This is a genomic window from Rahnella sp. BCC 1045, from assembly GCF_019049615.1.
GTDB classification, from domain to species: domain Bacteria; phylum Pseudomonadota; class Gammaproteobacteria; order Enterobacterales; family Enterobacteriaceae; genus Rahnella; species Rahnella contaminans.
Genome location: NZ_JAFMOZ010000071.1, coordinates 1 through 13,911, shown reverse-complemented (window position 1 = coordinate 13,911; position 13,911 = coordinate 1). Strand labels below are relative to the sequence as shown.

Sequence of the window (13,911 nt, the reverse complement as noted above, 5' to 3'; positions counted from 1 at the left end):
TCTTTACTCAAAGTGAACTCGATTTGGCAAAAAAAAAGCTCAGCGAACTTCCAGACCTGTCTATAAATAGAATTTCGCGTGATGATGTATTAACCGCCATTACCGAAGACATTGTACTTCTGGCAAAGACAAAGGGTTATACTGTTGCGGATATCAAATTATCGCTTACAGATATAAACATTATCGTCAGTGAGAAATTGATTCAGGAGGTAATTAAGAAAGGGAAGGTAACGCCGATATCGCGAGGAAGGCCGAAATCAGGGTATAAAAAAAGCGACACTAATGTCGCTGACTAGAAACACATTAAATACAAAGTTGGGTTAACTATTTTTTCACGCTCCGGTTCGAAGCCTGGACGGGAAGCAGACAGGTTCTGAAACGCGTAAAAGCGGGGGATAGGTGAGATACATTGTTCCCTTCCCCCGCTCGCGGTCATTATGATTTAAGGGACTTCATTTTCTCCGCCAGCGACCACAAAAATCGGTTGGTTTTAATGTCGCCGTCAATACCGTTTATTGCCCGCGTGGTGACCCGTCCACCCTTCGCATTTCTCCCGTACAACCCTCCGCGTAAAATGCTTTCCTGTGTTCGCTGATACACCCGCCACAGGTCGTTGCCTTCATCAGCGCATCGCTTGCTGCGCAACACCGACTCCGGCGTCACGGGGACGTGCTGCCCCTCATAACGATACTCCAGCGCCGTCTCCGCAAACACCCGACTTTCTTCACCACTCAGCCGGATTAATTTCATTTCTTCGCGCGACTCTTCCACCGCTTCAAAGCGTTTTAATACCTCATATGCACCCTCAATAACCTGCTCAACCACGTTCCCTTTGTGGGGCACGCGAATTTCCCCGAACGTTTCGCCGCACACCATGCCATTCAGGCAAATGAACCTGAACTGACCGGGGATCATTTGATAGCTGCTTGAGCCGTCGTGGCTGTTCAGAAGAATGATTTCTGAGACTTCTTCGCGCGTAATGTCGCTCTGGCGACGCAGGCGCAGCATGTGTTTGGCATGGCCGCTTCGGCCAATATCGCGCACGCGCTGCTGGCAGGCAAAGAAAGGCTCAAAGCCTTCTTTTCGCAAGCTGTCCAGCAGGGTAATCGTGGGGATCCACGTGTAGCGTTCGCTGCGTGACTCGTGTTTTTCCGTTGAGAAAATGCTCGGCACGTGGCGGCGTAATTCGTCATCAGTCAGCGGGCGATCTTTGCGGATAACGTTGGCAGAACGAAATGCGGAGGTCAGGCGAACCATGTTTAAAATCCTCTGTTTAAAAGCTGCCACCGGTAGCCGGATCGGCATAGGCGGTGTGCAACGAATTATTTTTAAATGCCGCCCCTTCGCGGGGCGGCGGCTGGTTACTGAATGCCGAGTTCGGCGCGCACAGTGGTCATAAACTGCTGCCAGTATTCAAAGCGCAGTGACGGCACATGTGCGCGATTTCCGCTGCGGTAGGCATTTACAAACGCTTTCGCCTGTGCGACTATTTTTGGGTCGAAATTCATAGCAATACTCCATGTTAATTTTGATAGTCGGTCTGGCTTTTCGAGGGACAAACCGGCAGTGAATGAGCAGACGAAAGTCTGCTTTTTCATTTCTGCTTTCTGTATTTTTCGCTCACCTCCTTCATTTTTCATGATTCATCCGATGGCTCTGCATCCGCAAAACCCCTCTTTCTGACGCCGCTTTTTTCTTACGTTCATGCCTTGCGCGGCAAGGGCAACGGAGCACCAACGCAGGCGGACAGCAAGGGCGGAGACAAAAGTTTTACGAGGCACGAGGAAAAGTTTTGGCGGAGTGCATTTCACCCTTGCTGGGAGACCAGGCGGTGCTACGTTTAAGCCCTCCGCAAAAGGAATGGGCGTAAGAAGGAGGCGTCAGAGGGGGTTGACCTGGCTTTTTGCCATCAGACCCTAGCCGTCAGGCCGTAACCCCGCAGGGGTTGCGCGGAGCTTACCGGCTTGCCGGTTAGCGCAGTCGGGCTCGACGATTGACCAGCTTGCTGGTCATGAGCCGAAGGGGGACGTGCGACAGGAAGTCGTTTAACATATTGTTTTACGTTGATAAAACCAGCTATTCCATTAGCTGTAGCCTACCGGAACAGGCGTTGCTGGCAACGGCGGGGTCTGAAGCTTCCGGGACAACGAGATCGGGCGTCAGCCCGGGGAGAATCCCGTGAGGGACTCTCCCTTGCTGCAAGCATCATGCGGCTGGATTGCAAGGCTGGTCAGAAGGGTTAACACATGTGAACTGTTGATAAACACCGTTATCGGCAACAGGCCAAAGATGCTGGAAGGCCTGAACCAAAATGGTACGAGATCGGGTTGCTCCACTGGTCCCCCCGGAGCACATGGACATTGAGATCTCCGGTGAATAGACAGAACCCGCCCTGACCTTTTGTATGTTAGACGGAACCTGGTAAACCCGTATCGCTGCCTGATGGCAGGTGAACCGCAAGGAACACTGTTGGCGGTGCGGGCAGAGGAGGACGGAAAAAAGCGAATGCCTGATGGTAATAATCAGGATACGGAGCTGTGCATGCTTCGACGCGAAAGCGGGCAGACTTCCGTCTGGTCTTTAACTGCATGAGATACTGTAAAACTTTCAACAGGATATCAGCGAGATGAATACACACGACAGTGTGTCCACGATACCCCGCCCGACAGGCTGGCACACCATTGACTGGCGTGCCAGCCATGCCCGGGTGCGAAAGCTACAGCTACGGATTGCAGAGGCAACCCGGCAGCAACAATGGCGTCGGATCAGAGAACTTCAGCGCATTCTCACACGCTCGTTCTCTGGCAAAGCCGTTGCTGTCAGGCGTGTCACTGAAAACACCGGGAGAAGGACGCCCGGGGTGGATGGCAAAACATGGAGCACCCCGGATGAAAAATGGAAGGGGATGTGCAACCTGAGTCCGCGAAGCTACAGACCACAGCCGCTCAGGCGCATATATATCCCAAAATCGAATGGCAAAAAGCGCCCACTGGGGATCCCGACAATAAGGGACAGAGCCATGCAAGCGCTGTGGTTACTTGCACTGGAGCCGGTGGCAGAAACTACGGCTGATAACAACAGCTATGGTTTCAGGCCCCTGCGGAGTACTCACGATGCCATCGAGTCCATATTTCACCGGATGAGCCAGAAAGTATCCCCCAAATGGGTACTGGAAGGCGATATCAAAGGGTGTTTTGACAACATCAGCCATGACTGGCTGCTGTCCAGTATACCAATGGACAAGCGGATCCTCAGGAAATGGCTGAAAGCCGGATATATGGAAAAAGGCGTCTTCTATCACACCGAAAGTGGAACCCCGCAGGGAGGCATTATCTCCCCTCTCCTCGCCAATATGGCACTCGACGGGCTGGAGGGAGAACTGATGCGTACATTCAGGAAGAGTAGGCATTACGGGGCAAAACATCAGGTGAACTATGTACGCTATGCCGACGACTTCATCTGCTCCGGGATCTCCCGCGAGCTGCTGGAGAATGAGGTCAAACCCCTGATAGCTGCGTTCATGCAAAAAACGGGGGCTTGCGCTGTCTGAGGAGAAAACAGCGATAACGCACATCGAAGAAGGCTTCGACTTTCTGGGACAGAACGTCAGAAAATATGGCGGCAAGATGCTGATCAAGCCTGCCAAAAAGAATCTGAAAAACTTCCTGAGCAAAGTCAGAAGATTAATTAAGGGTAATCCGACTCTTCCGGCATGGAAACTGATAAACCTGCTCAATCCGGTGATCCGTGGATGGGCTAACTATCATCAGCATGTCGTGGCCAAAGATATCTTTAATTACGTCGATACCCATATCTGGCGGGCAATATGGCTGTGGTGTAAACGGCGGCATACACGTAAAGGCCGGCGTTGGGTTGCAGATAAGTATTTCACGTTCGGGGACAGACGCTGGCAGTTCAGCGCCGCGACCCCGAAGGGTAAAACGCTGCTTCTCACCCGGGCAATGGATACGCTAATCAAACGCCACATCAAGATCAGAGGAGACGCGACCCCCTATTCGCCCGGCATGGAAATCTACTTCGAGCGCCGTCTGGACCTGATCTGGACCGGTAAACTGAAGAAGATGAAAACCGTGGCGGCATTGTGGAAACGTCAGGGTAAGTGCTGCCCTCGTTGCAGACAACTCATCACTAACCAGACAGGCTGGAATATACACCACCGGATCAGGAAGGTTATGGGCGGCAGCGACGACATGTCCAATCTTGAACTGCTACATCCCAACTGCCACCGTCAGTTACACAGCGGGGAAGCCGGTGCCCATAGCGGGCATTTATAAAGGCTTGAGCGGTATGCGGGGAAACTTGCACGTACCGTTCTTAGGGGGCGGCGGCGCAGTAATGCGCTGCTGCTACCCGACAGGTTCCAGCCTTTGTGGTTTGTTGTGGAAAAGAAAAGCCGGACATAGATGACCAGGAATAGGAATAAAAGGAATCATCAGAAGAAGAACAGGGAAAGCCCGGAGGTAAAGTAAAGCCGCCGCGGCGCAGCCGCAGCAGCTTGCGGGTTTAGGTGTCTTTTCTCTCCAGGTCTGACAGACGATTCGGCAGCATCAGGCGATCAAGGTAGACCTCAAACTCATAAATGTAGTGGTCTTTTTCAAAAGCCTAAAAAAGTGAAGAACAACTGGGGACGGGGTGTGAGGAAATAAGTGAGGGCTTGTGATAACTTTTCGGTAGCCACTTCTTGATTTTATCATAACAGTTATGTTGAAATCATGAAGTAAACCAATGGAGACACCCTCATGACCATGCCTTATTGTATCCTGCATACCGAAGCTGATTCAGATGTTGTACTTAATGGACTGGGTTTTTCGGAAAACGATATTCATGCCGCTCTGACGTCTGCTTTGTACGAGCGCCGCAAATCTAGCAAGCTTCACCCCGCAGTGGATGCAGGGTTCCGTTTCTGGAGCGAGATGGTTGCCGCGACCCGCCGTGTACTGATTGGCAAGGGTAATGGCTGGTCTCCTGAAGTGGTCAAGCGAATGGAAATGGTCGTTAACTCAGCGAAGGGGGTTAATCTGATTATAACCTCGGGTGACAAACACACCGGACGTCCTGATGGATTACCGAAAACCAAAAATGCCAAAGGTGAGGCAACGCGTTCGATTGTTCACAACAATCCTGGCACAGTCGATATGTTCCAGACGGATGCGTTATATCCAGGTAAATCTGAAATCACGCCGATAGATAGCACCCGCACTTATATCGTCCTTTATTATTATGATGCAGCTAACAAAGAGGTCCGCTGCGAAGTGTCCTACCCGGTAGGAATGGTGAATCAGGACGGATTTGCCCGCGTAAGCGCCTGGAGTGAGCGCATTATTTTGAGTCCTCTGCCGTTTGAAGGCACGGATATTTTCCCTGATGAGGATTTCGATGATGACATATCAATTTCCGTTGAAAGCAAATGAGTAAACCTGTCGATGACGGCAAACGTCTTTTTAATCCGTCCCGGCTTAAGCTGGCGCGTATCAGACGCAAGCTGACCCTGAAAGAACTGGCAGAGAAAATGGGGCTATCCAGCCGTATAGTAATTGAGTACGAAAAAGACTATTGCCTGTATGAACCCACGCCAGAGACGGTCCAGTTATACGCTAGCGCCCTGAAATATCCAGAGTCCTTTTTCTTCGGCGATGACGTTGAAGCAATCGATCCACTGACGGTTTCATTCCGTTCTTTGCGCTCGACAAAAGCCGCCGACCAGCATGCGGCAATTGGAGCTGGTGCGTTGGGGGTTATGCTGAGCGAGTATTTCAGCATCCACTTCACGCTGCCGCAGCCTGAACTGCCGAATCTCCGTGGAAGTGAACCTGAGGTCGCCGCACAGGCGGTGCGCGAAGCTTGGGGGATTGGTAAGAAGAGTATGACCAATGTTATTCATCTTCTGGAGAAGCACGGCGTTAAGGTGTTCTGGCTCTCGGAGGAAACGGCGAGTATCGATGCATTTTCTTTCTGGAAAGATGATGTCCCTTACATTTTCCTCAACACGCGTAAGTCAGGTGAGCGCAGCCGCTTCGATGCGGCACATGAGTTAGCTCACTTGGTGCTTCACCGTCACGCTGATGCCAAAGGACAGGATGCTGAGCGTGAAGCGGATGCTTTTGCGTCAGCATTTCTGATGCCTCTGGAAAACGTAATGGCCGTTAAAATGGCGTTTCCAACGTTCGACAAAATCGTTCAGCTAAAATCGCTCTGGAAAGTCTCGGCAATGGCTCTGATTGTCAGAATGCGCAATCTGAACATGCTGACGGAATGGCAGTATAACAGCCTGATGCGCGATGCAACCGCAAAGGGGTACCGAACCGGTGAGCCTGGAGGAATTGAGCGTGAAAGGTCACTTATTATAGAAAAAATGATGGCCGCTCTGGCGGGTAACGGCGTTCATCTGACTCAATTGAGTGATGAGCTTAACGTGCCTCTTGATGAACTGAGTAGTCTGCTTTACGGTGTGGCGGCAATCAGCGGCGGCAATAGCGGAACCTCATTATCCAGGGCCTCGCTCCGTCTGGTGTGAATAGTTGACATCCTCCCCGCCCTAATGAACTGCCCCCATAAAGTTGGACGGTTTTAATCAGGCTGCCGCTGTGGCCTGGGTCCGGTATTCTACCGGGCTCAGGCCCTTTAACTTCAGTTTGATCCGTTCATTGTTTTGACATCCTCCCCGCCCTAAAGGGCGAGGATTCCTACAGCGTTCAGACCGAAGTCTGACTCGCCTCGGTGGGTTTCTGCTTCATCGAGCGGCCTAAAACTGCCCTCTCTCCACAGGCTAGCGCGGCGTGCCCCGCCGCTAAAATATTACGAGCGCCATTGATGCGTTCGCGCTATATCCACATTCCAGACACTTGAACTGGCTTTGTGTCTGCCGGTTCTCTTTCGCCGTATAACCACAGCAGGCGCATTTCTGACTGGTGCAGGCTGGATTAATTGCCAGCACCTGACCACCGCGCCAAAGCTGTTTGTGCTCAAGCTGACGGCGGAGTTCGTGCTAGCCCTGATCCAATATCGAACGGTTTAAGCCGGTTTTTGCCCGGACGTTGCGTCCGTGCTGGCCTAACGTACTCGCTGCCGACTTTGACATGTTGGCAACCTTTAAGTCTTCAATGACGATCATCGCGTGGTTTTTGCTGATAGTCGTAGTGACTTTTTGAAGGTAGTCGCGGCGGATATTACCGATACGAAAGTGCAGGTTTTGTACTTTCCGTTTTGTCTTCTTCCAGTTGTTACTGAACTTCACCTTACGGCTCATTTCACGCTGGAGTTTGGCGAGTTTTTTCTGGTTGGATTTAAAGCTATTTACCGGCTCAAAAACAGTGCCATTTGATAGCGTAGCGAGCTTCGCTATGCCCGCATAAAGCCCCACCATTGATGTTGAGGTATGAGCCGGTTCAGTGACTTCGTATTCCGTCTGAATGCTGATGTACCACTTACCGCATGACTGGCTGACGGTGACATTTTCACGCTTAGCAGAAAACATTCCGGCCCACGGCGTGATTGTGATACCTACTCGGAGGCTGCGCCTATCACCGTTGGTGTGCTTTAATCCCCGTTGTTAATCTCTCCATCCTGACGGTATAAACTCCCTTTGCCGGTTCTTGCTCTCAGCCATATTTCTTCATCAGTCAAAGATGTCTGGATTAGTTCAATGGGAACGCCCGCATCGTTGATCATTGCGACAAAAAAATCATCGATAGGCTCGTATGGCCCCAAAATCACCTCCTCATTCGCCGTGGCTTCAGCTAAGTTGTCGACTTTAAACGCGACATGCGGAACTGTTTTAATTAAAGGGTGTAAATCCGAATCAGAAGTAAAACGGTGCCACTGAACCCGAAATTGCCCCGGGTTATCGGTGGTATACATACCAGCCTTTTCACTGTAAATACCTTCTTTCTTGCCATCCTGCAGGGGGATGCCAAAGTGATGAAATTCGTATTTAACGTTATTTTTCATGGCAGTAATTACTCTTTTAAGTGTGTTGAACGCAATTTTCGGGTGTCCGAAAATGCGGCGCTTAGGATATTAATGTACTGATGATCAATCATTGATTAGAGAACACCTCCCTGCCTGAGGCTGTTTCCCCCGCACTTATCGCGCGCTCCCCATGCCACGATCAGCCTCACTGCCTTCAAGGAGCAGCGTAGTCTCCTCAATACGCAAAAATCGTCCATCCTGATCCATCACGGCAAAGAGATACACTTCCATGACGACCTGGGTTCCATCCCGCTTGACGGCGGTTACCTGATGACGTGTTGCATAATTACTCCCCTCACGTAGTTCATTTAAAACTTGAATATCTACAGATTTAACAAGGGTACGCAGATGTTTTATATGCTGAATAAAATTAGTGCGGTCATCCCATTTCCCGTTCGTCCTCTGCCGATAATCGGGGGAGAAATAGCGATCAATGGAGGTTTCCAAAGGTATATCCTGCCGGTTAAGCAGGTCGTTGAGCGCATTGTGAATATTCGCAACCATAGTATCTCCAATAAAGTTGTGGGCTCCCCCAATCGCGAGGGAATGCAACGATGTTATCGTGGCAGAGATGGCTTGAGTACGTTATAAAGGACAATCGATACCGATATTAAGCCAATATGAAAGATTATCTTATTTCACCTGACTGCATTTCCCATCCCGACAGCCCGGTTCTGTCCGCGGTGTTTCAACAAAGCGACAGGATACGTAACACTCCGGATCATCAACATGAACATGGCCAAATTTTCGGTTCCACTGCGGGCTTGCTATCCGTTGATGCTGGCCATCACCGGTGGGTAGTACCGGCCACACACGCTGTTTGGATCCCTCCAGGCATGTACCATGGGCTTCTTTCACATGGGCCCTATTCAGGCTGGAGCGTGTGGGTCTCAGCTACCGCATGTGAGACATTACCCACCAATGCACAAGTTCTTTCGGTCTCCGCTTTGTTGCGTGAAGCCGTCCTGCGTGCGACATCCTGGAGAGATGGCAGTCGGAGTGCGGCGCAAAACCATTTGACTGAAGTGATCCTTGAAGAGATCCGCGCGGCTCGGCCTGTTCCCCTGGGATTACCGATGCCACAAGATCCGCGCCTGCTAAAAATTGCGCGGGCTCTTTCGGAGCATCCAAATGACTGCAGCCCGATGGGATCATGGGCAAAATGGGCAGGTGTTGCACCGCGAACGCTGTCCCGGCGATTTGTCATTGAGACAGGCTTTCGTTTTTCGGAATGGAGGCAGCGTGTACGACTACTCCAGGCGTTGGAGTTACTTGCTGCAGGCCAATCCGTGACAAACGTTGCTCTGGGATCTGGTTATGAAAACGTGAGTGCCTTCATTACACTTTTTCGCCAAGTTTTTGGTATGACCCCGGGTCGATATGCCCACTCGATTGCGCTGAGCTCGGATAAACCAGCCTTTTCTGCGTTAGGTAGCTTGAAAAGCTAAAACAGTAACTTTCTGCGAACGGCTACGTTATTTATTGTAATTCCTGAAAGCATCGAGTTGTGACCAGTCTGGCCAGGTTAATTCCCACACTCTATAAATTAAGCTATCTAGATACTGAGCTAGCGCAATAACTTCAATTTCAACAGGCTGTTCATTACCACTTTTTGTGGTGATCCACATTCTGACACCGATTCGAGAATCGTTTTCAATCCATGATGATTCATCATATCGTACTGAATAGGAAATATCAGTTTCATAGATTTTCTTGTGCCCATCTATAAAAGCGTTATAGTTTTCTTCCTGCCCGTTGCTAACCAATCTGAATTCTGGGTGATAAAACCTTGGAGCCAGTGAAGCATTTTTTTTGATGACCATTTCTGAGAACATACTCATCCACAGATACTTGAGATTCAAATTATCATTTGATGAAGCCAAAGATTTTTCATTAACACATGCGAGTGCAATTCCAGCAAAACCCGCTTTAATAATATTACGACGTTGCATAAAATCTATCCCAAGGTCAAGTAATTACAGCATGAATAATGCTAACACTTACTAAAATCTTAAATTTATGAACAAATCTTTACAATGTATAAATTGTTAGCGCCTGTAACACGAAATTCGTCAATATATTGATTTTTATAGGTTTTATAAAAAATACCATGCGATAGAGATGACATTTGATCAATTCACATGCCATTGATACTCATAGATTAACTAAAACAAAACCTATTAAATAAAAACCACAAAATTAATTCTTGAAATATTGATTACCGGGTTAGTGACCAACATTGATGATGCGTATGTCACAAATTTACAAGGATGTCCCTCTAATGAATTTCACCGCAGAGCTGTAAATCTCCTGATGACGATGATTCGTGGTGAGCGAAATTACATTCTCTAGTTCCTTAGCAATCATTTCACCATCAAACTGTTTACCCGCCAAAAGATAAGGCAGTGTCGCAATACCAATTGCATAACAAATTTTATCACCGTGTTCTTTCAATGTGTCCATTTTAGCCTCGTTTTGTTAAGAAATTGGCTAAACTATAAACTCAGTAGTCAAAACGATTTATAAACGTTACGATATAAAATTATAAGATATCACCCGCGAATGTGAAAAAAGGCGCAGCATGGGCGTATCTCACAAATGAATGCCCAACTCAAAATAGATATTGACCGAAAGCTGTATCAATCACGCCAGACAAATGGTGAAAAAAAAGTTTACAACGTTCATATAGAAACGGTTTAGATTCAAATATGACAAAAGGCACCGGATCCCATCGGATGTGGCACATGTAAAGGATTTTCTGCTTAGAACCCCACGTGTCTACATGGACAAAATCGACCAAATGTTATCAGGCGCATTCTTTCTGTAGCCCCAACTTATCACCATAAATCTTATGGGATTTTGAAAAATTACATCGTAAAGAGGCATTTTTGTTCTAATAATACGGTGATTTTGGTATCAAAAGACCGATCCCTGATGCGTTTCTTTTAACAACATCACCGCCTGGGATTCCGGCATGCTGAAGGTGATCTGCTGGCTGGCCGCAATGTCTAACGCAAAAACCTTCGTATAGACTTCCGTACTTTCCGCTTTTTCATGCCCGAGTAGCGCCTGCAGCACCTTCAGCGGAGTATGCTGATAGCAGTGATGCATGGCATAGCTGTGCCGGAAGACGTGCGGCGTCACCGGTACCGAGAACGTCACACCGTCACGCCCGGCATCGTCGACCGCCCGGGTTAACCAGTTTCGCACGGTCCTGTCAGTGGCAGTCCAGATGGGGAGCGGCCGACGTTCACCACTTTGCGCATCGGTCTCAATCCGTTCGCGGGTGCTGGCAAACAGCCGGCGAATTTCATCGACATATCCGGGATCTGAAAGAGGCACCACGCGGTTGGCCGATTTTCCTTTTGCCGGTCGACCCGTGCCGGCGCGGCGCTGTTTGGCCGTGCGGATCACCACGTGCGGATAGTCGCCGTTCAACCTAAAATCTCGTCTTTTCAACGCCAGCACTTCATTGATCCGTCCGCCTGTATTCCACAGCGTGGCGACCAGGGCATGCTGGGACCAGTCGGGTAAATAGTGGAGGAGTGCGCTGATCTCAGGCAATAAGAGATACCGCGGCAGATCGGCATAGGCCATGGCCATCTGACGAAGGGCCAACGCGCGCCGGTGATCTTCCGGGCGCACCATTAACAGCGGGCGACGTTCGGGGCCTGGTAATGCGGTCATATCAGTCATCGATCATCTCTCCTTCAAAAAAGAACCGCTAATCTCATCACGTTTGGCAAAAAACGCGGAGATCGCGCTACGTAAAAAATAGCGCCCTCTCCCCCTCTTTGCTTTTCAGAATTCACACAGCGCGATCTGCGCAAAATTGTCCGCCGGCGGCGGCTAAGGTGACCATTTTCGCCCAGCGGCGGAGCGGATACCACGCTAAAAACTCGTGGACGCTTCCGGTCACTCTTTCCGACTTATGGAATTATGCCACAAAACGGAATCAAATAATTTGGCGTGTTGTGTAGACAGGATCCGAAAAGGATCCTTTCGTCACTGCATTTAGTGGATTGATACGGATGTGAATACCCTATAGTGGGGTTTAGGCCAAAACCCCGCCCGACCGTCGCGGTTGCCGGTAATGGCAGAAAACGGAACATGGTTAAAAGGATGGTAGCATTGTGCGGAAAGTTCGGTAGTTCTGAAGTATTGACCAGGTAAAACATGCCGTTCCCAAGAGGGGATGGCCACGAAGGTCTTTACGAATGACTTAAGTGATCATTAGAGCCTCAGGTGAAAGGTGTTATCGATAGCCAAGCGTAATACCTGTGACCTAGCCTTTCAGTAAATTGCTGTAATCAGTGATTGCGGGGATCTTTGGTGTTACAAATTAAAAAACAACATTAATTCATAATGTTGGTAATTACATTTTGCATTCCAATAGTGTTTAGCAATGCTTAGGAGCAGTAAAACATAAATCATTCATAAATAGAAAATAGAAGTTTATTATCTCAGGGAGATGTTTAACAGCTATTTAAAAAGGCATGTTATTCTCTGTGCAATGCTAGTTCAATGAATGGATCCAGACTGGATTCTTTAAAGAAATAGTTTTCACTAAAAAACATCAAGCTAAGGGTGTAAATGATGCTAGCCAAATCATTATTAGAATTAAAAAAAACAAGTTATAACCCAAATAACTGTGAAGAAAAAAGCTTGAATCAGGAGCTTATAGAAATAAAAGATGACCACATTTTTGATGTGTTCGGTGTGTCATGCTTTCCTAAATGGATTAAGGATCAGTATTTTGGAACTCCAAATGTAAATTCGGCCTATCTAATTGAGGGATTTCGAGATACAACACATTCAAATGAATTGGTTTCCTATGGCTGTTTTACGGTGAATAACTCTAACACAGGATATTTAGACACTGCCGATGCGATGTTGTGTCTCAATCAATTGATACTAACGACACTTGCAGATTTTTCATATAAATATGATGAGCATTCATTTCGAAACCTGCTCGACGTGAATTTGATCAACCGTCTGAAAGTAAACATTAAAACCGAACCGCTTATTCATTCTGTTACAATGAGGTATAGCGAAAAATTAGATTGTAAAAACATCTTACTGAGATTACGCATTAACAAAATTGAAGGATTTGACGGATCAGTCATTTTTACCGGTGAATATATATTTTCCGATAAACATCATACCTTTTTTAATCCACCAGCTTTTAGAGGTGAGGTAGAGTTTCATATTGGATAATATAAAGAAAACCACTACGAGTGGCAACTAATGAGCAACCAACAATTTCACCGTAGTATTTTTTCAAGGACTGTTCATTGAATTTTGAAAATTCATCAAACGATAAATATCGTTTGTTGTTAACTATAAAATCTAGTTACAATGATTACAATGTAAAGATTGACCAGTTTGCTTTTTCCTGATATGATTTTTTTCGAATTAAAATAAAGATAATGCACGTGTGCTTGGGGCTTACTGTCAGCCCCTTTTTTTTAAAAAAAAATACAGACAAAGAATATCTTATTCTTAACGTGTTTAAGTATATACGTAACGAGACTAAGGTTAATCGTTAATGTAATAAGCGATGATATTTTTTGACTGTGTTAATTTTAGAGAGTTATTAATAATGAGCATCCTATTTTTTGTATATCAGGATACATTTTGAGGTGGCATCAATTTTTTTAAACTATTTTTACGGAAGTTAACCGGCAAGATTGATAATATTTAAATATTTTTAATGAAATCCACCGTTAGACTGATTATCGTTTCGTGAGTTAAATCCCAGTCACTGTAAAAGCAAAAACACCTCCCAGTAAAGTATATATATATCCATGCTTTCTCTTCATTTAAAACGTCCAATATTTTAAATGATAATGTTTTACCGTGATAATTCCAATCATACACATCAAACTTTTCAATTTTTATAATGAAGTCATGAGCAGTGGT

The 13,911-nt window shown here is 47.4% G+C and carries 13 protein-coding genes and 3 pseudogenes; 6 read left to right on the top strand and 10 right to left on the bottom strand.

All coding sequences use genetic code 11. The features are described 5' to 3' along the window. Positions 1-296 (top strand): hypothetical protein (locus tag J1782_RS01005; RefSeq protein ID WP_217152166.1); only part of this gene is annotated, 296 nt, incomplete at its 5' end. A 139-nt stretch (positions 297-435) separates the two neighbouring features. Here J1782_RS01005 and J1782_RS01000 read toward each other — a convergent pair. Together J1782_RS01000 and J1782_RS00995 are read right to left on the bottom strand one after the other, a co-directional pair. Continuing rightward, entirely contained in the window at positions 436-1,257 is an 822-nt protein-coding gene (locus J1782_RS01000) for a DUF932 domain-containing protein (RefSeq protein WP_217152165.1), read from the bottom strand. Positions 1,258-1,361: 104 nt separating this feature from the next. Further along, the gene (locus tag J1782_RS00995; RefSeq protein WP_217152168.1) at positions 1,362-1,508 is read right to left on the bottom strand and encodes a succinate dehydrogenase flavoprotein subunit; all 147 of its coding nucleotides are present in this window, start codon (positions 1,506-1,508) and stop codon (positions 1,362-1,364) included. A gap of 1,118 nt (positions 1,509-2,626) precedes the next feature. On the opposite strand from J1782_RS00995, the pseudogene ltrA reads away from it, so the two are divergent. From ltrA to J1782_RS00980, 3 genes and pseudogenes are all read left to right on the top strand, one after another. Then, positions 2,627-4,295 (top strand): annotated as a pseudogene (gene ltrA / locus J1782_RS00990) (group II intron reverse transcriptase/maturase). A gap of 465 nt (positions 4,296-4,760) precedes the next feature. Further along, positions 4,761-5,432 (top strand): hypothetical protein, encoded by a 672-nt coding sequence (locus tag J1782_RS00985; RefSeq protein ID WP_217152164.1) that lies wholly within the window; start codon positions 4,761-4,763, stop codon positions 5,430-5,432. Next, positions 5,429-6,535 (top strand): ImmA/IrrE family metallo-endopeptidase, encoded by a 1,107-nt coding sequence (locus J1782_RS00980; protein ID WP_217152163.1) that lies wholly within the window; start codon positions 5,429-5,431, stop codon positions 6,533-6,535. The genes J1782_RS00985 and J1782_RS00980 overlap by 4 nt, the downstream gene beginning before the upstream one ends. 57 nt (positions 6,536-6,592) lie before the next feature. Here the strand turns inward: J1782_RS00980 and J1782_RS00975 are convergent. The 4 genes and pseudogenes from J1782_RS00975 to J1782_RS00960 form a co-directional block, all read right to left on the bottom strand. Then, positions 6,593-6,670: pseudogene (locus J1782_RS00975) on the bottom strand (IS3 family transposase); the annotation flags it as partial. 43 nt (positions 6,671-6,713) lie between these two features. Beyond that, positions 6,714-7,477: pseudogene (locus tag J1782_RS00970) on the bottom strand (RNA-guided endonuclease InsQ/TnpB family protein); the annotation flags it as partial. Between the two features lie 80 nt (positions 7,478-7,557). Then, positions 7,558-7,968: a hypothetical protein gene (locus J1782_RS00965; protein ID WP_217152162.1), complete on the bottom strand. Its 411-nt coding sequence runs from the start codon at positions 7,966-7,968 to the stop codon at positions 7,558-7,560. A 135-nt stretch (positions 7,969-8,103) separates the two neighbouring features. After that, positions 8,104-8,493 carry a nuclear transport factor 2 family protein gene (locus tag J1782_RS00960; RefSeq protein WP_217152161.1) on the bottom strand — a complete coding sequence of 130 codons (390 nt, stop codon included), beginning with the start codon at positions 8,491-8,493 and terminating at the stop codon, positions 8,104-8,106. Between the two features lie 116 nt (positions 8,494-8,609). Here J1782_RS00960 and J1782_RS00955 point away from each other — a divergent pair, with 116 nt between their 5' ends. Further along, on the top strand, positions 8,610-9,437 hold the full coding sequence (locus J1782_RS00955) for a helix-turn-helix domain-containing protein (RefSeq protein WP_254302877.1): 828 nt from the start codon (positions 8,610-8,612) through the stop codon (positions 9,435-9,437). A gap of 27 nt (positions 9,438-9,464) precedes the next feature. Here the strand turns inward: J1782_RS00955 and J1782_RS00950 are convergent, their stop codons facing one another. The 3 genes from J1782_RS00950 to J1782_RS00940 all read right to left on the bottom strand — a co-directional run bounded on the left by J1782_RS00950 (position 9,465) and on the right by J1782_RS00940 (position 11,685). After that, positions 9,465-9,941: a hypothetical protein gene (locus tag J1782_RS00950; RefSeq protein ID WP_217152160.1), complete on the bottom strand. Its 477-nt coding sequence runs from the start codon at positions 9,939-9,941 to the stop codon at positions 9,465-9,467. 310 nt (positions 9,942-10,251) lie between these two features. Then, the gene (locus J1782_RS00945) at positions 10,252-10,452 is read right to left on the bottom strand and encodes a hypothetical protein (RefSeq protein WP_217152158.1); all 201 of its coding nucleotides are present in this window, start codon (positions 10,450-10,452) and stop codon (positions 10,252-10,254) included. Between the two features lie 453 nt (positions 10,453-10,905). Further along, complete coding sequence (locus J1782_RS00940; RefSeq protein WP_217152150.1) at positions 10,906-11,685, bottom strand: tyrosine-type recombinase/integrase; 780 nt, start codon at positions 11,683-11,685, stop codon at positions 10,906-10,908. Between the two features lie 897 nt (positions 11,686-12,582). Here J1782_RS00940 and J1782_RS00935 point away from each other — a divergent pair. Further along, positions 12,583-13,206: a hypothetical protein gene (locus J1782_RS00935; protein ID WP_217152148.1), complete on the top strand. Its 624-nt coding sequence runs from the start codon at positions 12,583-12,585 to the stop codon at positions 13,204-13,206. A 483-nt stretch (positions 13,207-13,689) separates the two neighbouring features. On the opposite strand, the gene J1782_RS00930 is transcribed toward J1782_RS00935, so the two are convergent. Then, a partial coding sequence (locus J1782_RS00930) for a hypothetical protein (RefSeq protein WP_217152141.1) occupies positions 13,690-13,911 on the bottom strand: 222 nt, incomplete at its 5' end.

Bases quoted from the DNA above. Each gene is read 5' to 3' on its own strand.
- J1782_RS00935 (WP_217152148.1), top strand. From the start codon at position 12,583: ATGATGCTAGCCAAATCATTATTAGAATTAAAAAAAACAAGTTATAAC.
- J1782_RS00995 (WP_217152168.1), bottom strand. From the start codon at position 1,508: ATGAATTTCGACCCAAAAATAGTCGCACAGGCGAAAGCGTTTGTAAAT.
- J1782_RS00965 (WP_217152162.1), bottom strand. From the start codon at position 7,968: ATGAAAAATAACGTTAAATACGAATTTCATCACTTTGGCATCCCCCTG.
- J1782_RS00985 (WP_217152164.1), top strand. From the start codon at position 4,761: ATGACCATGCCTTATTGTATCCTGCATACCGAAGCTGATTCAGATGTT.
- J1782_RS00945 (WP_217152158.1), bottom strand. From the start codon at position 10,452: ATGGACACATTGAAAGAACACGGTGATAAAATTTGTTATGCAATTGGT.
- J1782_RS00940 (WP_217152150.1), bottom strand. From the start codon at position 11,685: ATGACTGATATGACCGCATTACCAGGCCCCGAACGTCGCCCGCTGTTA.
- J1782_RS00960 (WP_217152161.1), bottom strand. From the start codon at position 8,493: ATGGTTGCGAATATTCACAATGCGCTCAACGACCTGCTTAACCGGCAG.
- J1782_RS00950 (WP_217152160.1), bottom strand. From the start codon at position 9,941: ATGCAACGTCGTAATATTATTAAAGCGGGTTTTGCTGGAATTGCACTC.
- J1782_RS00980 (WP_217152163.1), top strand. From the start codon at position 5,429: ATGAGTAAACCTGTCGATGACGGCAAACGTCTTTTTAATCCGTCCCGG.
- J1782_RS01000 (WP_217152165.1), bottom strand. From the start codon at position 1,257: ATGGTTCGCCTGACCTCCGCATTTCGTTCTGCCAACGTTATCCGCAAA.
- J1782_RS00955 (WP_254302877.1), top strand. From the start codon at position 8,610: ATGAAAGATTATCTTATTTCACCTGACTGCATTTCCCATCCCGACAGC.